We start from the raw sequence: 22435 nt of genomic DNA on the forward strand, positions 1-22435 counted from the left end.
ATGCTCTTGCACAAAAAAGGGCGATTTCACACAGGAACTCGCCCTACCATTGCCTATAAAGAGCAGGGCAGCCCTTTGGCTGCCCTGCTCCACGCTCAACGACTCAAGCCTGCGCCTGACCCTCTGCAAGGAAGAACCAGGTTTCCAGAACGGTGTCCGGGTTCAGGGAAACACTTTCGATACCCTGCTCCATCAGCCATAGCGCCAGATCCGGGTGATCGGACGGGCCCTGGCCGCAAATACCAATGTACTTGCCAGCCTTGTTGCACGCCTGAATGGCGTTGGACAGCAGCTTTTTAACCGCCGGGTTGCGCTCATCAAACAGGTGCGCAATGACACCGGAGTCGCGGTCCAGACCCAGGGTCAGCTGAGTCAGGTCGTTGGAGCCGATGGAGAACCCGTCGAAGAACTCCAGGAACTCTTCAGCCAGGATCGCGTTGGAAGGCAGTTCGCACATCATGATCACGCGCAGACCGTTTTCACCACGCTTGAGGCCGTTTTCCGCCAGCAGATCTATCACCTGGCTCGCTTCACCCAGGGTACGGACGAACGGCACCATGATTTCAACGTTGGTAAAGCCCATTTCGTTACGCACACGCTTGAGCGCACGGCATTCAAGCTCGAAGCAGTCGCGGAAGTTTTCACTGATGTAACGCGAAGCACCGCGGAAGCCCAGCATCGGGTTCTCTTCCTCAGGCTCGTACAGCTTGCCGCCGATCAGGTTGGCGTATTCGTTGGACTTGAAGTCCGACAGGCGCACGATGACTTTTTTCGGTGCAAAAGCGGCGGCCAGGGTGCTGATGCCTTCAACCAGTTTTTCGACGTAGAAGCCCACCGGATCGTTGTAGCCGGCGATGCGCTTGTCGACGCTGTCCTTGATTTCCTGTGGCAGGCCATCGTAGTTCAGCAGGGCTTTGGGGTGTACACCGATCATGCGGTTGATAATGAACTCCAGACGGGCCAGGCCCACACCGGCGTTCGGCAATTGCGCGAAGTCAAAGGCACGGTCCGGGTTGCCGACGTTCATCATGATCTTGAACGGCAGGTCCGGCATGGCGTCCACGGAGTTCTTCTTGATATCGAAGCCCAGTTCGCCTTCAAAGATAAACCCGGTATCGCCTTCAGCGCACGAAACGGTAACGCCCTGGCCGTCTTTCAACAGCTGGGTGGCGTTGCCGCAACCCACCACGGCCGGGATACCCAGCTCGCGAGCGATGATCGCCGCATGACAGGTACGACCGCCGCGGTTGGTGACGATGGCGCTGGCGCGCTTCATCACGGGTTCCCAGTCCGGGTCGGTCATGTCGGAGACCAGTACGTCGCCCGGCTGGACTTTATCCATTTCCGACACGTCCTTGATGATGCGGACCTTGCCTGCACCGATACGCTGGCCAATGGCGCGGCCTTCAGCCAGTACCGTACCGGTTTCCTTGAGCAGGTAGCGCTCCATGACATTGCCGGCGCTGCGGCTTTTCACGGTTTCCGGGCGCGCCTGAACGATGTACAGCTTGCCGTCATCACCGTCTTTGGCCCACTCGATGTCCATCGGGCACTTGTAGTGCTTTTCGATGATCATCGCCTGCTTGGCCAGCTCGCTGACTTCAGCATCGGTCAGGCAGAAGCGTGCACGGTCGGCTTTTTCAACGTCGATCACCTTGACCGACTTGCCGGCCTTGGCTTCGTCACCGTAGATCATCTTGATGGCTTTGCTGCCCAGGTTGCGGCGCAAAATAGCCGGGCGACCCGCTTCCAGGGTTTGTTTGTGAACGTAGAATTCGTCCGGGTTTACCGCACCTTGCACGACGGTCTCACCCAGGCCGTAGGCGCCGGTGATAAACACTACATCACGGAAGCCTGATTCAGTGTCCAGGGTAAACATCACGCCCGCGGTGCCGGTTTCGGAGCGCACCATGCGCTGTACGCCTGCAGACAGGGCGACCAGTTTGTGGTCAAAGCCCTGGTGCACGCGGTAAGAAATAGCGCGGTCGTTGAACAGGGAGGCAAATACTTCCTTGGCCGCACGAATGACGTTTTCAACGCCACGGATATTCAGGAAGGTTTCTTGCTGACCGGCAAAGGACGCGTCCGGCAAGTCTTCGGCGGTGGCCGAGGAGCGCACGGCAACGGCCATGTCAGGGTTGCCCTGGGACAAAGCGGCAAAGGCGGTACGAATTTCGGCGTTAAGCTTCTCCGGGAACTCGGCTTCCATGATCCATTGACGGATCTGGGCACCGGTTTTGGCCAGGGCATTGACGTCATCTACATCGAGCGCATCCAGCGCAGCGTGGATCTGGTCGTTCAAACCACTCAGTTCGAGAAAATCACGATATGCCTGAGAAGTCGTGGCGAAGCCACCGGGAACTGAAACACCAGCGCCTGCAAGATTACTGATCATCTCGCCGAGGGATGCGTTCTTGCCCCCCACATGCTCCACGTCATGGGCGCCGAGCTTATCGAGGGAAACTACGTACTCTACCAAGGTGATCTCTCCACTAACGGTGTTGGGAAAAGCTCAGGGCGCTGGACCCTCATCATGAGGCATCACAGCGATTGTGGCCTGGACCTGGAAAATAAGTGACACTGCCTGTCATGTAGCGCGACAAAAGCGCGCCTATCATATCCAAGAATCGTCACCAGCTTAAGGCCCAAGGCGCAAATGAAACGATCTGCTTTCTTTATATCCGATGGCACCGGTATTACTGCCGAAACCCTGGGCCAGAGTTTGCTGGCACAATTCGAAAATGTGACCTTCAGCAAGTTCACGCGCCCCTACATAGACAGCGTGGAAAAAGCGCGGGCAATGGTACAACAAATCGATAACGCCGCCGAAAAAGACGGATTCAGCCCGATAATTTTCGACACTATCGTCAATCAGGACATTCGCGAAATCCTCGCCACGTCCAATGGTTTCATGATCGACATCTTCTCCAGTTTCCTTGCTCCACTGGAGCAGGCGCTGGGTGAACATTCCTCGTATTCGGTGGGCAAGTCCCACTCCATTGGCCACAACTCCAACTATATGGAGCGCATCGAGGCGGTGAACTTTGCCCTCGACAATGATGACGGCGCCCGCACACACAAGTACGACAAGGCCGACCTGATCCTGGTTGGCGTGTCCCGTTGCGGCAAAACCCCGACCTGCCTTTATATGGCCATGCAATTCGGCATCCGCGCTGCCAACTACCCGCTGACCGATGACGACATGGAAAGCCTCAAGCTGCCGGCTGCCCTGCGTGAACACAAACACAAGCTCTTCGGCCTGACCATCGACCCGGACCGCCTGACGGCTATCCGCAACGAACGCAAGCCCAACAGCCGCTACTCCAGCTTTGCCCAGTGTGAATTTGAAGTGCGCGAAGTTGAACGCCTGTTTCAGCGCGAAAACATTCCGCATATCAACTCCACGCATTTCTCGGTGGAAGAAATATCGGCCAAGATCCTGGTCGAAAAAGGCGTGGAGCGGCGGTTTAAATAACAGCCCTGAACACATGAAACCTGTGGGAGCGAGCCTGCTCGCGAAGCCGGTAAAGCCCTTTCGCGAGCAGGCTCGCTCCCACTTCTGGCTCAAATCACCAACAGGTCCACAAACCGGTTAACCGGCGTGGCCTCCAGCGCCTGCTGATCCTTGCACAGGGTAAAAATCTGCGCACACCGCTGGCTCACAAAACGGGTGGCCAGGTTGGCCCTGAACTTGTCCTCCAGCAATGGAATCCCCGCATCACGACGCCGACGATGGCCAATGGGGTATTCCACTTCCACCTGCCCGGTGCTGGTGCCATCGCTGAAAAAAACCTCGATGGCATTGGCAATTGAGCGTTTGTCTGCCTCCAGGTACTCGCGTGTGTAGCGCGGATTTTCGACCACTACCATTTTTTCCCGCAATTGGTCGATGATCGGGTGGGCCGCGTGAAAATCATCTTCGTAGTGTTCTGCTATCAGATTGCCAAACGCCAGCGGTACCGCGGTCATGTATTGAATACAGTGATCACGGTCCGCCGCGTTGGCCAATTTGCCTTGCTTGGAAATGATCCGAATCGCCGATTCGTGGGTTGTAATCACGATTTTCTCGATATCGTGCAAGCGGTCCTTGACCTGGGGATGCAAGGTCACTGCTGCTTCGCACGCAGTCTGCGCATGGAATTCGGCCGGGAAGCTGATCTTGAACAGCACGTTTTCCATTACATAGGTGCCATAGGGCTGGCTCAGGCTGAACTGGCGCTGGTCCTCGGGCTTGAGCGCCAGATCCTTGTTGGTATGGCTGAACAGCACATCGTAGAAGCCCCATTGCGGCGCCGTCAGCACCCCGGGGATGCCCATTTCACCGCGTAACGCAATGTCAGCCAGACGCACCCCGCGACTCGACGCATCCCCGGCGGCCCAGGATTTACGCGATCCGGCGTTCGGCGCATGACGATAGGTGCGCAACGCCTGCCCATCCACAAAAGCATGGGACAGCGCCGACAGCAACTGCTCGCGAGTGGCGCCCATCAGTTTGGCGCACACCGCCGTCGAGGCGACCTTGACCAGCAGAACATGGTCCAGGCCAACACGATTAAAAGAGTTTTCCAGGGCAATCACGCCCTGAATCTCATGGGCCATGATCATTGCTTCGAGCACCGCCCGCATCGTCATCGGCGCTTCGCCATTGGCTACACGTTTTTGCGACAGATGATCGGCTACCGCCAGAATACCGCCCAGATTATCCGAAGGATGGCCCCACTCCGCCGCCAGCCAGGTGTCGTTGTAGTCCAGCCAGCGCACGATACAGCCGATGTCCCATGCCGCCTTGACCGGGTCCAGGCGAAACGAAGTACCTGGGACCCTCGCGCCAAAAGGTACAACCGTGCCCTCGACGAAAGGCCCCAGGTGCTTGGTGCACTCCGGAAAACGCAGCGCCAGCAGGCCGCAGCCCAAGGTATCCATCAGGCAGTTGCGGGCAGTATCGAGGGCTTCGGGGGAGGTGATGGTGTAGGACAGGACATAATCGGCAATGTCCTGCAAAACCTTGTCGTAATCGGGGCGGTTGTTGAGGTCGACGTTGGCGCTCATGGGGCAGTCTCCAAAGAGTGGGTAAGGGTCGTGTCCATCCTCAGGTTCATCGTGATTTTGCGGGTCTAAATGCCCGTTTGATGTATCAGAATCAAAAGCCCCTCACCCTGGCCCTCTCCCGGAGGGAGAGGGTTGGGGTGAGGGCAAAGGGTTCACCCGATCAAAAAGAATCACCCGGCACCCGCACCCAGCCTTCCATCAGTACCCGCGCACTGCGGCTCATGATGGCTTTGGTCACGGTCCATTCGCCGTCAACCTGCCGGGCTTCGGCACCCACGCGCAAGGTGCCCGAGGGATGGCCAAAGCGCACGGCATCGCGCTGTTCACCACCGGCCGCCAGGTTGACCAGCGTGCCCGGGATCGCCGCAGCCGTACCGATGGCCACCGCAGCGGTGCCCATCATGGCGTGGTGCAACTTGCCCATCGACAAGGCCCGCACCAGCAAATCCACACTCTGGGCACTGACCGGCTTGCCGCTGGATGACACGTAGTCCGCAGGCCCGGCAACAAAGGCGACCTTGGGCGTGTGCTGACGCTTGGCCGCGTCTTCAAGCTTGTCTATCAGGCCCATGCGCAACGCACCGTGAGCACGGATAGTTTCGAACATGGCCAGGGCTTTCGGGTCGCTGTTGATGTCGTTCTGTAGCTCTGCACCGCTGTAACCGATATCCCGCGCATTGACGAAAATCGTCGGAATCCCGGCATTGATCATGGTCACATTCAAGGTGCCGACACCCGGTACTTCAAGGTCGTCCACCAGGTTACCGGTTGGAAACATCGAACCGCCTGCCCCCTCTTCATCCGCTGCCGGGCTGATAAATTCCAACTGCACCTCTGCGGCCGGGAAGGTCACGCCGTCGAGTTCAAAATCGCCGGTTTCCTGTACCGCACCGTCGGTGATCGGCACATGGGCAATGATGGTCTTGCCAATATTGGCCTGCCAGATACGTACCACCGCCGTACCATTGCGGGGGATACGAGCGGGATCCACCAGGCCGCTGCTGACCGCGAACGACCCGACCGCCGCAGACAGGTTGCCGCAGTTGCCGCTCCAGTCCACAAAGGGCTTGTCGATCGCGACCTGACCGAACAGGTAATCGACATCATGATCCGCACGCAGGCTTTTGCTGACGATCACGGTTTTGCTGGTGCTGGAAGTGGCCGCGCCCATGCCGTCGATCTGTTTTTCGTAAGGGTCTGGGCTACCGATCACGCGCAACAACAAGGCATCACGGGCGGCACCCGGTACCTGAGCCACGGCGGGAAGGTCCAGCAGACTGAAGAACACGCCTTTACTGGTGCCGCCACGCATATAGGTCGCGGGAATTCTGATTTGCGCTGCGTAGGCCATATCACTGAGTCCTGTAGTTGCCGGGGCTCGTGGCCCCGGCGCTGGGGTTAGGCTGTCGCCGATTCCAGGAAGTCCTGGGCAAAACGCTGCAACACGCCGCCTGCTTCGTAGATCGAGACTTCTTCCGCAGTATCCAGGCGGCAGGTCACCGGCACTTCCAGGCGCTCACCATTTTTGCGGGTGATCACCAGGGTCAGCGTGGCACGCGGGGTGCGTTCGCCGATCACGTCGTAGGTTTCACTGCCGTCGATTTGCAGGGTTTTGCGGTTGGTGCCCGGCAAAAATTCCAGTGGCAACACGCCCATGCCCACCAGGTTGGTGCGGTGAATACGCTCAAAGCCCTCGGCCGCAATGGCCTCGACACCTGCCAGGCGCACCCCTTTGGCCGCCCAGTCACGGGACGAACCCTGACCGTAATCGGCGCCCGCGATAATGATCAACGGCTGCTTGCGTTCCATGTAGGTTTCGATGGCTTCCCACATGCGCATCACCTGCCCTTCGGGCTCAAGGCGAGTCAGGGAGCCCTGTTTGACCTTGCCGTCCTCGATCACCATTTCGTTGAACAGTTTCGGGTTGGCGAAGGTCGCGCGCTGGGCCGTCAGGTGGTCGCCGCGGTGCGTTGCGTATGAGTTGAAGTCGACTTCCGGCAAGCCCATTTTCGCCAGATATTCGCCTGCGGCGCTGTCGAGCATGATGGCGTTGGACGGCGACAAGTGGTCTGTGGTGATGTTGTCCGGCAGTACCGCCAGCGGGCGCATGCCCTTGAGCGGACGAGCCCCGGCCAACGCACCTTCCCAGTACGGCGGACGGCGGATGTACGTGCTCTGCGGGCGCCAGTCATACAGCGGCTCGACTTTCGGGCCGGTGTCTTCATGAATGGCGAACATCGGGATATACACCTGGCGGAACTGCTCCGGCTTCACGGCGGCCTTGACCACAGCGTCGATTTCTTCATCGCTCGGCCAGATGTCTTTCAGGCGGATTTCCTTGCCATTGGCGTCCAGGCCCAATACATCTTTCTCGATATCGAAGCGGATAGTGCCGGCAATCGCGTAGGCCACCACCAGCGGCGGCGAGGCGAGAAACGCCTGTTTGGCGTAAGGGTGAATACGCCCGTCAAAGTTGCGGTTGCCCGACAGTACAGCCGTGGCGTACAGGTCGCGGTCGATGATTTCCTGCTGGATGGCCGGGTCCAGGGCACCGGACATACCGTTGCAGGTGGTGCAGGCAAATGCCACCACGCCAAACCCCAGTTTTTCCAGTTCATGGGTCAAACCGGCTTCGTCCAGATACAGGGCCACGGTTTTGGAGCCCGGCGCCAGCGAGGTTTTGACCCACGGTTTGCGGCTCAGGCCAAGCTGGTTGGCATTGCGCGCCATCAAGCCCGCAGCGATCACGTTGCGCGGGTTGCTGGTATTCGTGCAGCTGGTGATCGCCGCGATGATGACCGCGCCGTCGGGCATTTGCCCCGGCACTTCGTCCCATTGACCGGCGATGCCTTTGGCCGCCAGATCAGTGGTGGCCACACGGGCGTGCGGGTTGCTCGGTCCGGCCATGTTGCGCACTACCGACGACAGGTCAAAGCTCAGGCTGCGCTCGTACTGCGCACCCTTCAGGCTGTCGGCCCACAGGCCGCTGACCCTGGCGTAGTTCTCCACCAGTTGCACTTGCTGATCTTCACGACCAGTCAGCTTGAGGTAGTCAATGGTTTGCTGGTCGATGTAAAACATCGCAGCCGTGGCGCCGTATTCAGGAGCCATGTTGGAAATGGTGGCACGGTCGCCCAGGGTCAGCGCTGCGGCACCTTCACCGAAGAACTCGAGCCAGGCACCGACCACTTTCTGCTTGCGCAGGAACTCGGTGAGCGCCAGCACCATATCGGTGGCGGTAATGCCCGGTTGCAGCTTGCCGGTCAGTTCGACGCCGACGATTTCCGGCAGGCGCATCCACGAGGCACGGCCAAGCATCACGCTTTCGGCCTCAAGACCACCGACACCAATGGCGATCACGCCCAGCGAATCCACGTGAGGGGTGTGGCTGTCAGTGCCTACGCAGGTATCCGGGAAGGCCACACCGTCGCGCACCTGGATCACCGGAGACATTTTCTCCAGGTTGATCTGGTGCATGATGCCGTTGCCCGGCGGGATCACATCAACGTTTTTAAAGGCTTTTTTGGTCCACTCGATAAAGTGGAAGCGGTCTTCGTTGCGACGGTCCTCGATGGCGCGGTTCTTTTCGAACGCCTCGGGGTCGTAGCCGCCGCATTCCACCGCCAGCGAGTGGTCGACGATCAGTTGGGTCGGCACTACCGGATTGACCTGGGCCGGATCACCACCCTGCTGGGCGATGGCGTCACGCAGGCCGGCGAGGTCGACCAGCGCGGTCTGGCCGAGAATGTCGTGGCACACCACACGCGCCGGGAACCACGGAAAGTCGAGATCGCGCTTGCGATCGATCAACTGGCTCAGCGATGCATTCAGGGTGGCAGGATCACAGCGGCGTACCAGGTTTTCGGCCAGTACGCGGGAGGTGTAAGGCAATGTGTCGTACGCACCGGGCTTGATCGCATCGACGGCCGCACGGGTGTCGAAATAATCCAGCCGGGTGCCCGGTAATGTTTTGCGAAATTCAGTATTCATTGGCGCAGGACTCGATCACGGTAGTTACAAAAGAGGGAACCGGCTCCCACCTTCAGCGGGAGCCAGTGGCCTCACTCAGCGACGTTCGATTGGCACGAACTTGCGCTGTTCTACGCCGATGTATTCGGCGCTCGGACGGATGATGCGGTTGTTGGCACGCTGCTCGAACACATGCGCCGCCCAGCCGGTCAGGCGTGAGCAGACAAAGATCGGGGTAAACAGCTTGGTCGGGATACCCATGAAGTGATACGCCGAGGCATGGTAGAAATCGGCGTTGGGGAACAGCTTCTTTTGTTCCCACATGGTTTTGTCGATCGCTTCGGAGACCGGGAACAACACGGTGTCGCCCACTTCGTCGGCAAGTTTTTTCGACCAGCCCTTGATCACTTCGTTACGCGGGTCGCTGTCTTTATAGATCGCATGGCCGAAGCCCATGATCTTGTCCTTGCGCGCCAGCATGCCGAGGGTGCCCTGCACCGCCTCTTCTGCTGAACCGAAACGTTCGATCATTTCCATCGCCGCCTCGTTGGCGCCGCCGTGCAGCGGGCCGCGCAGCGAGCCGATCGCTGCAGTGATGCATGAATACAGGTCGGACAAGGTCGAGGCACAAACACGGGCAGTAAAGGTCGAAGCGTTGAACTCGTGCTCGGCGTAAAGGATCAGTGACACGTTCATCACCTTGACGTGCAACTCGCTCGGTTTTTTGTCGTGCAGCAAGTGCAGGAAGTGGCCGCCGATCGACTCTTCGTCGGTTACGCAGTGAATGCGCTTGCCGTCATGGCTGAAGCGATACCAGTAGCACATGATCGCCGGGAAGGCGGCCAGCAGGCGGTCGGTCTTGTCTTGTTGCTCGGCGAAGTCTTTCTCCGGCTCGATATTGCCCAGGAACGAGCAACCGGTGCGCATCACGTCCATCGGGTGGGCGTCGGCGGGAATGCGCTCCAGCACTTCTTTCAATGCCTGGGGCAGATCGCGCAGCTTTTGCAGCTTGGCCGTGTAGGCAGCCAGTTGGGTCTTGGTCGGCAGTTCGCCATATAACAGCAGGTAAGCCACTTCTTCAAAGCGTGCTTCGGCCGCCAGTTCACGTACGTCATAACCACGATAAGTGAGGCCTGCGCCTTCCTGGCCTACGGTGGACAGGGCCGTTTGCCCGGCCACCTGGCCGCGTAGTCCGGCACCACTCAATACTTTTGCTTCGGCCATTGCGCTTCTCCAATCTTGAATTTGTTAGGGATTCGGCAACTACTGGGTTCAATACATACCTGTGTGGGAGCGAGCCTGCTCGCGATTCAGGCAACACGGTTTGCCTGAATCACTGCGGTGACCCTATCGCGAGCAAGCCCGCGCCCACAGAGTCACAGTGTTCTGTTACTTCTTCGCGGCAAACAACGCATCGAGTTTCTGCTCGAACTCGTGGTAGTTGATGGCATCGTAAAGTTCCATGCGGGTTTGCATGGTGTCGATCACGTTTTGCTGGGTGCCGTCGCGGCGGATCGCGGTGTAGACGTTTTCGGCCGCCTTGTTCATGGCCCGGAATGCCGACAGCGGATACAGCACCAGCGATACGTCAGCACCGGCCAGTTGCTCGGTGGTGTACAGCGGCGTGGCACCGAATTCGGTGATATTGGCCAGGATCGGGGCTTTGACCCGGTTGGCAAACAGTTTGTACATCTCAAGCTCGGTAATGGCTTCCGGGAACACCATGTCAGCACCCGCTTCAACACAGGCCGCGGCACGTTCCAGGGCTGACTCAAGCCCTTCCACCGCCAGCGCATCGGTTCGCGCCATGATCACGAAGCTGTCATCGGTACGCGCATCGACGGCGGCCTTGATACGGTCGACCATTTCCTGCAGCGAAACGATTTCCTTGTTCGGGCGATGACCGCAACGCTTGGCGCCTACCTGGTCTTCAATGTGAATCGCCGCAGCGCCGAACTTGATCATCGACTTGACCGTGCGGGACACGTTGAAAAACGAAGAGCCGAAGCCGGTATCCACGTCCACCAGCAATGGCAGATCACATACATCGGTAATGCGTCGTACATCAGTCAGTACATCGTCCAGACCCGTAATACCCAGATCAGGTACGCCCAGCGACCCGGCTGCGACGCCTCCACCCGATAGATAGATGGCTTTGAAACCCGCACGCTTGGCCAGCAGCGCATGATTGGCGTTGATCGCACCCACCACTTGCAAAGGATGTTCGCTTGCAACTGCATCACGGAAACGCTGGCCTGGACTGTTCTTATTGCTCATGACTCACCTCGTGGAGTGGCTGTCTGCTGGGCACCGTCTTGGTAATGACGGGCAATATTGCGTTTCGATGCGCCGATATGTCGGCGCATCAACAATTCGGCCAGTTCGCCGTCGCGATCGGCAATGGCATCGAGAATCCGGTGATGCTCGGCAAACGCCTGATGTGGGCGGTTGGGCGTGGCGGAAAACTGGATGCGGTACATGCGCACCAACTGGTACAACTCGCCACAGAGCATTTGCGTCAGGGTGCGATTGCCACTGCCCTGAATAATTTTGTAATGAAAATCGAAGTCGCCTTCTTGCTGGTAGTAACCGACGCCCGCCTGAAACGCCTCATCGCGCTCATGGGTTTCGAGCACCTGGCGTAGCTCGGCGATGTCTTCGTCACTCATGCGTTCGGCGGCCAGGCGGCAGGCCATGCCTTCAAGGGACTCGCGAATTTCGTAGAGTTCGATCAGCTCGGCATGGCTCAGCGACACGACCCGCGCCCCGACATGGGGGACGCGCACCAACAAACGCTGGCCTTCAAGGCGATGGATGGCTTCGCGCAATGGCCCGCGGCTGATGCCGTAGGTGCGCGCCAGTTCGGGCTCGGAGATCTTGCTTCCCGGGGCGATTTCGCCTTTGACAATAGCCGCCTGAATGCGCCGAAAAACGTTCTCGGAAAGGGTTTCCGAGTCGTCCTGGGCGATCGTGGCAGGCTCCAGTGCTTGCAGCATATTGTCGACACCTTGAAAATCATTAGTGCTGAAATTAGCCATTTCAGCCCTGATAGTCAAAGAATAAATCGACATTGTCGACAATCCAAGAATACGACCTTGGTTGTATCGACAGGGTTGATCGCCGCTTGCAAGCGCCTCGGCGCTGGCGCCATAAAACCATCATGTTAGAATGCCGACCGCATCCGCCCTGCCCTCATCCATAGGGCAGCCGCACGAGGAAACTTGCGCTCCTGCCAGTCGCCTTGAACTGAAGATTGCAAGAGACGTGCTTCGATTTATGAAATTGCTTCCCCTCTATATCCTCGCCTTCCTGCTGTGCATACCCGGCCTGAGCCTGGCTGGCGAAAAAACCGTGTACGGCCTCAACGAATACGCTGAACTGGCAGGTATCGACCTGCAGGTGGCGGCCAAACTCGACACCGGCGCCAAGACCGCCTCGCTCAGCGCCCGAGATATCAAGCGCTTCAAGCGTGATGGCGAGAGCTGGGTACGCTTTTACCTGGCCATCGATGATGCCCACTCGCACCCCATCGAACGCCCGCTGGCCCGTGTCAGCAAGATCAAGCGACGCTCGGGTGATTACGATCCTGAGTCCGACAAGAACTACACCTCGCGCCCGGTTATTTCCCTGGAAATCTGCATGGGCAAGGCTTTACGCACCATCGAAGTGAACTTGACCGATAGAAGTGCGTTCCAATACCCGCTGTTGATTGGCTCCGAAGCGCTCAAACGCTTTGATGCGCTGGTCGACCCAAGCCTTAAATACGCTGCTGGCAAACCTGCCTGCGTCGCCAACGCTCAAACCGCAGAGTAATTGAAATGCGCGCTCTTACCCTTCACCTGAAAATCTTGATCACCATCCTTGTGGTGCTGGGCATTTCGATTACGGCCTATCAGATTTTCGTCCTCGGCATTCCTGTGACCGAAGACGCCACGGACGACTTGTGGAATATCGACGCCAAGGTCGAGTTCGTCGCCAGCTCCAAAGACCCGGTCAAGATCCAGATGTTCGTGCCGCCGCTTAACCGCGACTACGTCAGCCTCAACGAGAGCTTTATCTCCAACAACTACGGGGTGAGCGTCAACCGGGTTGACGGCAACCGCAAGGTCACCTGGTCGGCACGCCGGGTCAGTGGCAAGCAAACCCTGTACTACCGCCTGGTGTTGACCAAGCGCTACTCGGGCGACAAGACCAAGGTCAAAGGCCCGGTGTTCCGCGACAGCATCGCCGTGGAAGGCCCGGAAAAAATCGCCGCCGAAGCCTTGCTTGCACCTATCCGCCAGCACTCGGCCGATGTCGAAACCTTTATCAGCGAAACCATCAAGCGCGTCAGCAATGCCAATGATGACAACGTGAAACTGCTGCTGGCGGGTGATCCTTCGACTGCGCACAAGGCACAAATCATCGAGCTGCTGCTGTCGATTGCCCACGTTCCAATGGAAAAAGTCCACACCATCCGCCTGGTGGCCGACCAGCCGCAAACCCCGGAACTGTGGCTGCGCAGCTTTAACGGCAACGACTGGCTGTACTTCAACCCGGAAACCGGCGAACAGGGCCTGCCATCCGACCGCCTGCTGTGGTGGATCGGCGACGAACCGATGGTAACCGTCGATGGCGGCAAAAAAGCCAACGTTACCTTCAGCCTGAACAACAGCGAAATGAACGCCATTCGCCTGGCCAAGCTGACCGACGAAAACACCGACGCCAACTTCCTCGAATACTCACTGTACGGCTTGCCGCTGCAGACCCAGCAAACCTTCATGATCATGGTCATGATCCCGATCGGGGTACTGGTGATCCTGATTCTGCGCAACCTGATCGGCCTGCAAACCCTGGGCACATTCACCCCGGTACTGATTGCCCTGGCCTTCCGCGAGACCCAACTGGGCTTCGGCATCATCCTCTTTACGGTGATCACCGCACTTGGGCTGACGCTACGTTCCTACCTTGAACACTTGAAGCTGCAGATGCTGCCACGCCTGTCTGTAGTACTGACCTTTGTCGTTATCCTGATCGCGGCCATCAGCCTGTTCAGCCACAAGCTGGGTCTGGAGCGCGGGCTTTCAGTCGCCTTGTTCCCGATGGTGATTCTGACGATGACCATCGAGCGCCTGTCGATCACCTGGGAAGAGCGCGGTGGCGGGCATGCCATGAAGGTCGCGATCGGCACCCTGTTCGCAGCCACCCTGGCGTATCTGGTCATGAGCGTGCCGGAACTGGTGTACTTCGTGTTCACCTTCCCGGCGATCCTGCTGATCATGGTGGGCTTCATGCTGGCAATGGGTCGCTATCGTGGCTACCGCCTGACCGAACTGGTGCGTTTCAAAGCATTCTTGAAGGCTGACTCCTGATGTTCGGCTTCTGGAAGACCTGGAAGGCCCTGGAAGCCCGGGGCATCATGGGCATTAATCGGCGCAATGCGGACTACGTACTCAAGTACAACAAACGCAGCCTGTATCCGATTGTGGATGACAAGATCATCACCAAGGAACGTGCAATCAAAGCGGGCATTCACGTACCTGAGATGTACGGCGTGATTTCCACCGAGAAAGAAATCGAAAAGCTGGATGACATCATCGGTGACCGCAACGACTTCGTGATCAAGCCCGCACAAGGCGCGGGCGGTGACGGCATTCTGGTGATCGCGGACCGCTTCGAAGATCGCTTCCGTACCGTCTCGGGCAAGATCATCAGCCATGAAGAGATCGAACATCAGATTTCCAGCATCCTCACCGGCCTGTACTCCCTGGGCGGTCACCGGGACCGGGCATTGATCGAATACCGGGTAACCCCGGACCAGATCTTCAAAAGCATCAGCTACGAAGGCGTGCCGGATATCCGCATCATCGTGCTGATGGGTTACCCGGTAATGGCCATGCTGCGCCTGCCTACCCGGCAATCGGGCGGCAAGGCCAACCTGCACCAGGGCGCCATCGGTGTTGGCGTCGACCTGGCCACCGGCCTGACCCTGCGTGGCACCTGGCTGAACAACATCATCAGCAAGCACCCCGACACCACCAACGCGGTGGACGGCGTGCAACTGCCCAACTGGGACGGTTTCATGAAGCTGGCGGCCGGTTGCTACGAGTTATGCGGCCTGGGCTACATCGGCGTGGACATGGTTCTCGATCAGGATAAAGGCCCGCTGATTCTGGAACTCAACGCCCGTCCGGGCCTGAATATCCAGATTGCCAACGATTGCGGCCTGACCCTGCGCACCCACGCAGTCGAGGCCCACCTCGAAGAACTGGCCGCCAAAGGCATCAAGGAAACACCGGAAGAGCGCGTGCGCTTTGCCCAGGAACTGTTCGGCCATATTCACCCGCCCGAATAAGCGTTTTCACACCTGTGGGAGCGGGCTTGCTCGCGATGCTATCAACGCGCTTTACCTGCTAAACCGCGTCACTTCTATCGCGAGCAAGCCCGCTCCCACAGTTCTCGCAGTTCCCACAAGCCGCATAGATTTGCAACCCTGCACAGGACTACAATCAGCCCCCCGCTCCGATGGCTGATTTGCTGCGCATGTTGACCTGCTCCGTACACCCGCTGCCTTACCTCGCCAACCCTGCCGACTATTTTTCGGCCATTCGCAATGCACCCGGCGCCGTGCTGCTCGACAGTGGCCGCCCCACTGCAGACCGTGGTCGCTTTGACCTGATGAGCGCATGGCCTGAGGCAGAACTGACCCTGCAGCCAGACGAGTCGGGGCGCGACTTTCTGCAACGCCTGCGTGAAGGCCTCAAGCAACTGGGCGCTGCCAGCCTCCCGGACGAATACGAGCTGCCGTTTGCTGGCGGTCTGATCGGTTACCTGAGTTACGACTTTGGCCGACAACTCGAACAGCTGCCCGCCAACGCCCGGGATGACCTGCACCTGCCCGAAGCGCAATTGGGCCTGTATGCCTGGGCGCTGATCAGTGACCATTATGCAGCCACCAGCCAGCTTGTATTTCACCCAAGCCTCGAAACAGCAGAGCGCCAGCGCCTGATCCAGTTGTTCAGCCAGCCTGCCCCGTCGCACAACAAGCCATTCAATCTCAAGCAACCGATGCAACCGGATATCAGCGCCAGCCAGTACCAGCAGGCTCTGGAACAGATCCATCGGTATATCCAGGCGGGCGACTGCTATCAGGTCAATTACACCCAGCGCTTCAGCGGCCAGTGCGAGGGCGATGCCTGGAGTGCCTATGGCGCATTGCGCGCGGCCTGCCCCACACCTTTTTCCGGCTTTATGAGCCTGGCGGGCGGCAACGCGATCCTGAGCCTCTCTCCTGAACGCTTTGTACGGATAAGTCAGAATCAAGTGGAAACCCGACCGATCAAAGGCACCCGCCCAAGGGGCAAAGACAGCCGCGAAGATGCAGCCAACGCCACCGAACTGCTGGCCAGCCCCAAGGATCGCGCAGAAAACCTGATGATCGTCGATTTGCTGCGCAACGACCTGGGGCGCACCTGCCGCACCGGTTCGGTGAGCGTGCCGCAGTTGTTTACACTCGAAAGCTATCCCAACGTCCATCACCTGGTGAGCAGCGTGATCGGCGAACTGGCCGATGGCAAAGACGCCCTGGACCTGATTGGCGACAGCTTCCCGGGCGGCTCGATTACCGGTGCCCCGAAAATCCGCGCCATGCAGATCATCGACGAGCTGGAACCCACCCGACGCAGCATTTACTGCGGCTCTCTGCTGTACCTCGACGTGCGTGGCGAAATGGACAGCTCCATCGCCATCCGCAGCCTGCTGGTCAAGGACGGGCGCATCAGTTGCTGGGGCGGCGGCGGCATTGTGGCCGACTCCGACTGGCAGGATGAATACCAGGAATCCATCACCAAAGTGAAGGTACTGCTCGATACGCTGCAAACCCTGTAGCCCGCGCTTTTTGATAAGATCACGAGACTAGAGAGCGCCCAGCGCCATTCACTGCAGGAAGCCGCCTGATGAGCCATCCGTTTGACGTCGCCGAACTCGCCGCGACATACGCCAGCAAGTCCCCGCAAGATATTCTCAAACTCGCCTTTGAACATTTTGGCGACGAACTCTGGATCTCCTTCAGCGGCGCCGAAGACGTGGTGCTGGTGGACATGGCCTGGAAGCTCAACAAGAACGTCAAGGTGTTCAGCCTCGACACCGGCCGCCTGCACCCCGAGACCTACCGGTTTATCGAACAGGTACGTGAGCATTACAAGATCCAGATCGAGCTGATCTCGCCGGATCAAAGCAAGCTCGAACCCTTCGTCAAAGAGAAAGGCCTGTTCAGCTTCTATAAAGACGGCCATGGCGAATGCTGCGGCATACGCAAGATCGAGCCGCTGCGACGCAAGCTGTCGACGGTCAAGGCCTGGGCCACCGGCCAGCGCCGCGACCAGAGCCCCGGCACCCGCAGCCAGGTTGCCGCCCTGGAAATTGACGGCGCGTTCTCCACACCCGAGCGCACGCTGTACAAGTTCAACCCGTTGGCACAAATGACCAGCGAGGAAGTCTGGGGCTATATCCGCATGCTGGAGCTGCCTTACAACAGCCTGCATGAACGCGGCTTTATCAGCATCGGCTGCGAGCCCTGCACCCGTCCGGTACTGCCCAACCAGCACGAGCGCGAAGGCCGCTGGTGGTGGGAAGAAGCCACGCAAAAAGAATGCGGGCTGCATGCCGGCAATTTGATCGCGAAGAACTAAAACACCCGCCTCCACACTCTGTGGGAGCGGGCTTGCTCGCGATGGATACAACGCGGTGTACCTGCCACACCGAGGCGATCCCATCGCGAGCAAGCCCGCTCCCACAGTTGCAAGTGACCGTTACATTTCATCGCCCGCCTTGCGTTTACCCCGGACTTTCGTTGAGAATTGGTAATTATTCTCAATAACATTTAGGCAGCGTCCTATGTCTTCGGGTGAACCGTCCTACCAGAGCGCTATTACCGAACTGTACTGCGAGCATCACGGCTGGCTGTTTGGCTGGCTACGCAGAAAGCTCGGTTGCGCGCAAAATGCCGCCGATCTGGCCCAGGACACCTTCGCCCGAATTCTCAATGCCCGCGAGTCGGTAGCCACCCTGCGCGAGCCCCGGGCCTTTTTGAGCACCACGGCACGCCGCCTGATCATCGATCAGGTGCGCCGCAAACAGATAGAAAACGCCTACTTGCAAGAACTTGCGCTGACCGCCGAGGCACTCGAAGGCTATCAATCACCCGAGCAAATTCTTACCACCCTGGAAGCCCTGGAGCAGATCGCCTTTATTCTCGAAGGCATGCAGGACAAAGCCCGCCAGGCCTTTGTGCTGTATTACCTGGACGGCCTGACCCAGTGCCAAATCGCCCGGCAACTGGGCCTGTCTGACCGCACCGTGCGCAAGTACCTTATCCAGGCCCTGCTGCATTGCAGCCACAGCCTGAACACCTGAGCCCGCATGCCCGAACAGCCCGATTCAATAGACGAACAAGCCGCCGAATGGATCCTTCGCCTGCACGAGGAAGGCTTCAGCGAGGGCTTGCGCCTGGAATTCGAGCGCTGGAAACAGCAAAGCCCGCAACACGCCGCCGCAGCCCGGCGCATGCAAGATGTCATCAACCGCCTACAGGCGTTGCGCCAGCAGTCGACGCCAGCCAAGGCAGCGCTCAATGCCGCATTTGCCGGGCGCAAGGCAGTCACCCGACGCAAACATGCCTTGCGCGCCCTGCTGATTGCCGGCTGCCTGGCCCTGCCGGCCACCCTGCTGGTGCAAAGCCATTATCCCGAGCAATGGCTGGCCGATATCAGCACCGGCCCCAATGACTGGAAAACACAGCGCCTGGCCGACAACTCGAGCATTACCCTCAGCGGCACCAGCGCGCTCAATGTACATTTTGACGGCCAGGCGCGGCGCATTGAACTACTGCAAGGTGAAGTACTGGTCGACGTCGCCCATGACAGCGCCCGGCCATTTTTCGTGGAAACAGCCCAAGGCAGCATGCGCGCCCTGGGCACCCGCTTTGTAGTCAAGCGCCAGGGTGACACCACCGTATTGAGCATGTTGCAGTCTCGCGTCGCCGCGCAAAGCGCGAACGAGCAGCAAACCCTGGAGGTGAGTGCAGGCTCCCGGGCGCTGATTCGCCAGGGCTCGGTCGAACTGGCTGGCAGCATCTCCCCGGCCAGCATCGATCAGGCTTGGGAGCGCCATCAACTGGTGGTTGAAGATCAGCCGCTGCCACAGGTGCTTGATGAAATTTCCCGCCATCGACGCGGGCACCTGCAGTTTGATCGCAACACCCTGGCCGGCCTGCGCGTCTCGGCTGTACTGCCTCTGGACGATACCGACCGGGCGTTGCAACTGATCGCCGACACCTTGCCCCTGCAGATCAAAACCTACACACCCTGGCTGGTTGTGATCAGCCAGTTGCACACCCCTGAAAAATAATAATTCCCATTCGTTCCGCTTTTGTCGAGTCAGCCGTCAAGGTAGGTAACAACGACTCATAAAGGACTACGTCTTCCATGCTGACCTCCTACAAACCCCTTGCGCTGGCGATTCACTTGATCGTTGCGTCGGCGGCTGGCGTGGCATACGCCGCCACTGCCCAGGCACAAACTGCAGCCGTACAGAGCTACGACATACCCGCAGGCCCGCTGAGCAACGCACTGAACCGCTTCGCGCAACAAGCCGGCGTGGCGATCATTTTTCAGTCGAGCAACCTGGAAGGCCTGTCGACTCCGGGCCTGCAGGGTGCCTACAACGAACATGACGGATTCGAAGCCTTGTTGCGGGGCAGCGGCTATACCATGGTCAAAGGCGCCAACGGCTACAGGCTCGACGCCCTGCCCGCGGCAGGCGGCGCACTGGAGTTGGGCGCCACCCAGGTCAGCGCCAACCAGCTCGGGACTATCACCGAAGGCACCGGTTCCTACACCCCCGGCTCCATCGCGACAGCAACACGCATGGTACTGACGCGAAGGGAAACCCCCCAGTCCATTTCCGTGGTGACCCGCCAGGCCATGGACGATTTCGGCATGAACTCCATCGATGACGTGATGCGCCACACCCCCGGCATCACCGTGGCCACCTATGACAGCGATCGCACCAGCTATTACTCCCGTGGTTTTGCGATCAAGAACTTCCAGTACGACGGCATCCCCATCTTGCAAGACCCGCAGTACTCGGCCGGGCACACCCTGACTGACACCGCCATCTATGACCGGGTCGAAATCCTGAAAGGCGCAACCGGCCTGCTCACCGGCGCTGGCGGACCGGGCGGTACCATCAATATGGTGCGCAAAAAACCGACCCGCGAATTCAAGGCCCATATCGATGTGGGCGCAGGCTCCTGGGAAAACTACCGCTCCGAAATCGATGTCAGCGGGCCATTAACCGAGAGCGGCAATGTGCGTGGCCGGGCCGTGGCGGCTTACCAGGACAAGCACTCATTCATGGATCACTACAAGCGTGACAGCGAGGTTTACTACGGCATTCTTGAAGTGGATCTGAGCCCCGACACCCTGCTGACCCTGGGTGCCGATTATCAGGACAACAACCCCAAAGGTTCCAGCTGGTCAGGTAGCGCATCACTGTTCAACTCCAAAGGTGACCGGATCAGCACCCCGCGCTCATTCAACAATGGCGCCAAATGGAGCAGTTGGGAGCAATACACCCGCACGGTGTTCTCAACCCTGGAACACAACTTTGCCAACGGCTGGGTAGTCAAAGGCCAGTACAACCACCAGATCAACGGCTATAACGCCCCGCTGGGCGCCCTGCTTGACCCGGACGCCACTACCGGGCTGGCAAAAATGCTCGCCCGCAAATACACCGGCGAATACGTCAGCGATAGCGGTGACCTGTTTGCCACCGGTCCGTTCAGCCTGCTGGGGCGCGAACATGAACTGGTCGTCGGTGGTTCGGTGTCCAAATCACACTGGACTGGCAAGGACTATACCAATGCCAATATGGTCAACAACGCCTACGACTACTACAACTGGAAAGGCAACAGCCTTGAGCCGGACTGGGGCAATGTCACTTCATACAACGATGAAACAACACGCCAGACCGGTACATACGTGACCGGCCGCTTCAGCCTGACCGACGACCTTAAACTGATGCTGGGCACCCGGGTGGCCAATTACACCCTGACCGGCACCAGCCACGCCAAGGACACGGGCAAAGTGCTGCCCTACGCAGCCCTGATCTACGACATCAATGACAATATTTCGGCCTATACCAGCTACACAGAGATTTTCCTGCCGCAGTCGTATTACCGCGATCGCGACAACAAGATGCTTGAGCCGGATGAAGGCACCAACTACGAGCTGGGGCTGAAAGGCGAGTTCTTTGATGGCCGCCTGAATTCAAGCCTGGCCTACTTTGAAGTGCATCAGGACAACCGTCCTGAAGCAGACATGGCCTACAACGGCAATCCGACCAACCCGGACATCGACTACGCCTACAAAGGTATCAAGGCCACGACCAAGGGTTACGAAGCAGAGATCTCCGGTGAGCTGATGCCAGGCTGGCAATTGCAGGCGGGGTACACCCACAAGGTCAGCCGTGACCAGGGCGGCACAAAGGTCTCGACCTGGGAACCGGAAGACCAGATCAACCTGTACACCAGCTACAAGCTGACCGGCGATCTGGACAAACTGACCCTGGGCGGCGGCGTTCGCTGGCAGAGCACCGGCTGGCAGATGCTGACCAACTGGAACAAGGGCGGCACCGTGGAAAAATTCTCCCAGGACCCATACTGGCTGGTTGATCTGATGGCGCGCTATCAGATTTCGAAAAACCTGTCGGCCACGGTCAATCTGAACAACGCATTCGACAAGTCGTATTACACCAATATCGGTTTTTATAACTCGTCGTACTACGGTGACCCTCGCAATGTGATGGTGACCACGCGCTGGGATTTCTAAACCCCACACACCACAAAACACCCGCGCACAAAAAAGCCTGCACTAAGCAGGCTTTTTTGTTGATCACAAGCGTTCAAGGGGCCTGTGTTCAGAATATGGCGCAGCGGACGGGACTCGAACCCGCGACCCCCGGCGTGACAGGCCGGTATTCTAACCGACTGAACTACCGCTGCGCGTAACATTGAAAGCAAGTGGTGGGTGATGACGGGATCGAACCGCCGACCCTCTGCTTGTAAGGCAGATGCTCTCCCAGCTGAGCTAATCACCCATGTACTTCACTTTCGTTGCGGGGCGCATTCTCTCACACTATTTGTGTAAGTGGTTGTTTTATTTGAATTTTTTATCAATCAAAGAAAACATGCATACACAAAAAAGCCTGCACAAGGCAGGCTTTTTGTTGATCACAAGCGTTCAAGGGGCTTGTGTTCAGAATATGGCGCAGCGGACGGGACTCGAACCCGCGACCCCCGGCGTGACAGGCCGGTATTCTAACCGACTGAACTACCGCTGCGCGTAACATTGAAAGCAAGTGGTGGGTGATGACGGGA

Annotated in this window: 16 protein-coding genes and 3 tRNA genes; 9 read left to right on the top strand and 10 right to left on the bottom strand. The window is 58.7% G+C overall.

Features of this window, described 5'->3' with window-relative positions; all coding sequences use genetic code 11:
• Nucleotides 1–103: 103 nt before the first annotated feature.
• A complete protein-coding gene (gene ppsA / locus EQV96_RS23090) occupies nucleotides 104–2479 on the bottom strand; it encodes a phosphoenolpyruvate synthase (RefSeq protein ID WP_095003117.1) in 2376 nt (791 codons plus the stop codon).
• Nucleotides 2480–2656: 177 nt separating this feature from the next.
• Here ppsA and EQV96_RS23095 point away from each other — a divergent pair, with 177 nt between their 5' ends.
• Complete coding sequence (locus EQV96_RS23095) at nucleotides 2657–3475, top strand: pyruvate, water dikinase regulatory protein (RefSeq protein WP_016779906.1); 819 nt, start codon at nucleotides 2657–2659, stop codon at nucleotides 3473–3475.
• Between the two features lie 89 nt (nucleotides 3476–3564).
• Here the strand turns inward: EQV96_RS23095 and prpD are convergent, their stop codons facing one another.
• The 6 genes from prpD to EQV96_RS23125 all read right to left on the bottom strand — a co-directional run bounded on the left by prpD (nucleotide 3565) and on the right by EQV96_RS23125 (nucleotide 12014).
• Nucleotides 3565–5049: a 2-methylcitrate dehydratase gene (gene prpD / locus EQV96_RS23100; RefSeq protein WP_138738956.1), complete on the bottom strand. Its 1485-nt coding sequence runs from the start codon at nucleotides 5047–5049 to the stop codon at nucleotides 3565–3567.
• Nucleotides 5050–5209: 160 nt separating this feature from the next.
• Nucleotides 5210–6400 carry a 2-methylaconitate cis-trans isomerase PrpF gene (gene prpF / locus EQV96_RS23105; protein WP_095027251.1) on the bottom strand — a complete coding sequence of 397 codons (1191 nt, stop codon included), beginning with the start codon at nucleotides 6398–6400 and terminating at the stop codon, nucleotides 5210–5212.
• Nucleotides 6401–6447: 47 nt separating this feature from the next.
• Nucleotides 6448–9039 (bottom strand): Fe/S-dependent 2-methylisocitrate dehydratase AcnD, encoded by a 2592-nt coding sequence (gene acnD, locus EQV96_RS23110; protein ID WP_095003114.1) that lies wholly within the window; start codon nucleotides 9037–9039, stop codon nucleotides 6448–6450.
• 75 nt (nucleotides 9040–9114) lie between these two features.
• Nucleotides 9115–10242 carry a 2-methylcitrate synthase gene (prpC, locus tag EQV96_RS23115; protein WP_095003113.1) on the bottom strand — a complete coding sequence of 376 codons (1128 nt, stop codon included), beginning with the start codon at nucleotides 10240–10242 and terminating at the stop codon, nucleotides 9115–9117.
• A gap of 165 nt (nucleotides 10243–10407) precedes the next feature.
• Nucleotides 10408–11295 (bottom strand): methylisocitrate lyase, encoded by an 888-nt coding sequence (prpB, locus tag EQV96_RS23120; protein ID WP_019827683.1) that lies wholly within the window; start codon nucleotides 11293–11295, stop codon nucleotides 10408–10410.
• Nucleotides 11292–12014, bottom strand: coding sequence for a GntR family transcriptional regulator (locus EQV96_RS23125; RefSeq protein WP_095003169.1), 723 nt, complete (start codon nucleotides 12012–12014; stop codon nucleotides 11292–11294). The genes prpB and EQV96_RS23125 overlap by 4 nt, the downstream gene beginning before the upstream one ends.
• A 280-nt stretch (nucleotides 12015–12294) precedes the next feature.
• Between EQV96_RS23125 and EQV96_RS23130 the strand changes: the two genes are divergently transcribed.
• The 8 genes from EQV96_RS23130 (at nucleotide 12295) to EQV96_RS23165 (ending at nucleotide 21887) form a co-directional block, all read left to right on the top strand.
• A complete protein-coding gene (locus EQV96_RS23130) occupies nucleotides 12295–12831 on the top strand; it encodes an ATP-dependent zinc protease (RefSeq protein WP_095003112.1) in 537 nt (178 codons plus the stop codon).
• A 5-nt stretch (nucleotides 12832–12836) separates the two neighbouring features.
• Entirely contained in the window at nucleotides 12837–14369 is a 1533-nt protein-coding gene (locus EQV96_RS23135; protein ID WP_095003111.1) for an inactive transglutaminase family protein, read from the top strand.
• Nucleotides 14369–15352: an alpha-L-glutamate ligase-like protein gene (locus EQV96_RS23140; protein ID WP_095003110.1), complete on the top strand. Its 984-nt coding sequence runs from the start codon at nucleotides 14369–14371 to the stop codon at nucleotides 15350–15352. Before EQV96_RS23135 ends, EQV96_RS23140 begins: the two co-directional genes overlap by 1 nt.
• A 188-nt stretch (nucleotides 15353–15540) precedes the next feature.
• Nucleotides 15541–16884, top strand: a complete 1344-nt coding sequence (gene pabB, locus EQV96_RS23145; RefSeq protein ID WP_240882452.1) for an aminodeoxychorismate synthase component I — start codon at nucleotides 15541–15543, stop codon at nucleotides 16882–16884.
• A gap of 68 nt (nucleotides 16885–16952) precedes the next feature.
• Nucleotides 16953–17687: a phosphoadenylyl-sulfate reductase gene (locus EQV96_RS23150; protein ID WP_095003109.1), complete on the top strand. Its 735-nt coding sequence runs from the start codon at nucleotides 16953–16955 to the stop codon at nucleotides 17685–17687.
• Between the two features lie 205 nt (nucleotides 17688–17892).
• Nucleotides 17893–18411 (top strand): sigma-70 family RNA polymerase sigma factor, encoded by a 519-nt coding sequence (locus EQV96_RS23155; protein ID WP_095003108.1) that lies wholly within the window; start codon nucleotides 17893–17895, stop codon nucleotides 18409–18411.
• Between the two features lie 6 nt (nucleotides 18412–18417).
• A complete protein-coding gene (locus EQV96_RS23160; RefSeq protein WP_095019620.1) occupies nucleotides 18418–19404 on the top strand; it encodes a FecR family protein in 987 nt (328 codons plus the stop codon).
• Nucleotides 19405–19481: 77 nt separating this feature from the next.
• Entirely contained in the window at nucleotides 19482–21887 is a 2406-nt protein-coding gene (locus tag EQV96_RS23165) for a TonB-dependent siderophore receptor (RefSeq protein ID WP_095032470.1), read from the top strand.
• Between the two features lie 96 nt (nucleotides 21888–21983).
• Here the strand turns inward: EQV96_RS23165 and EQV96_RS23170 are convergent.
• The 3 genes from EQV96_RS23170 to EQV96_RS23180 form a co-directional block, all read right to left on the bottom strand.
• Nucleotides 21984–22060: transfer RNA gene (locus EQV96_RS23170), tRNA-Asp, on the bottom strand.
• A gap of 19 nt (nucleotides 22061–22079) precedes the next feature.
• Nucleotides 22080–22155 (bottom strand) — tRNA-Val (locus tag EQV96_RS23175).
• A gap of 166 nt (nucleotides 22156–22321) precedes the next feature.
• Nucleotides 22322–22398 (bottom strand) — tRNA-Asp (locus EQV96_RS23180).
• Nucleotides 22399–22435: the final 37 nt, after the last annotated feature.

Source organism: Pseudomonas sp. TMW22080, assembly GCF_022496745.1.
Lineage (GTDB): Bacteria > Pseudomonadota > Gammaproteobacteria > Pseudomonadales > Pseudomonadaceae > Aquipseudomonas > Aquipseudomonas bubulae.

Bases quoted from the DNA above. Each gene is read 5' to 3' on its own strand.
- EQV96_RS23160 (WP_095019620.1), top strand. From the start codon at position 18,418: ATGCCCGAACAGCCCGATTCAATAGACGAACAAGCCGCCGAATGGATC.
- EQV96_RS23095 (WP_016779906.1), top strand. From the start codon at position 2,657: ATGAAACGATCTGCTTTCTTTATATCCGATGGCACCGGTATTACTGCC.
- EQV96_RS23150 (WP_095003109.1), top strand. From the start codon at position 16,953: ATGAGCCATCCGTTTGACGTCGCCGAACTCGCCGCGACATACGCCAGC.
- EQV96_RS23130 (WP_095003112.1), top strand. From the start codon at position 12,295: ATGAAATTGCTTCCCCTCTATATCCTCGCCTTCCTGCTGTGCATACCC.
- acnD (WP_095003114.1), bottom strand. From the start codon at position 9,039: ATGAATACTGAATTTCGCAAAACATTACCGGGCACCCGGCTGGATTAT.
- pabB (WP_240882452.1), top strand. From the start codon at position 15,541: ATGTTGACCTGCTCCGTACACCCGCTGCCTTACCTCGCCAACCCTGCC.
- EQV96_RS23125 (WP_095003169.1), bottom strand. From the start codon at position 12,014: ATGCTGCAAGCACTGGAGCCTGCCACGATCGCCCAGGACGACTCGGAA.
- EQV96_RS23140 (WP_095003110.1), top strand. From the start codon at position 14,369: ATGTTCGGCTTCTGGAAGACCTGGAAGGCCCTGGAAGCCCGGGGCATC.
- prpF (WP_095027251.1), bottom strand. From the start codon at position 6,400: ATGGCCTACGCAGCGCAAATCAGAATTCCCGCGACCTATATGCGTGGC.
- EQV96_RS23165 (WP_095032470.1), top strand. From the start codon at position 19,482: ATGCTGACCTCCTACAAACCCCTTGCGCTGGCGATTCACTTGATCGTT.
- EQV96_RS23155 (WP_095003108.1), top strand. From the start codon at position 17,893: ATGTCTTCGGGTGAACCGTCCTACCAGAGCGCTATTACCGAACTGTAC.
- prpB (WP_019827683.1), bottom strand. From the start codon at position 11,295: ATGAGCAATAAGAACAGTCCAGGCCAGCGTTTCCGTGATGCAGTTGCA.
- prpC (WP_095003113.1), bottom strand. From the start codon at position 10,242: ATGGCCGAAGCAAAAGTATTGAGTGGTGCCGGACTACGCGGCCAGGTG.
- prpD (WP_138738956.1), bottom strand. From the start codon at position 5,049: ATGAGCGCCAACGTCGACCTCAACAACCGCCCCGATTACGACAAGGTT.
- EQV96_RS23135 (WP_095003111.1), top strand. From the start codon at position 12,837: ATGCGCGCTCTTACCCTTCACCTGAAAATCTTGATCACCATCCTTGTG.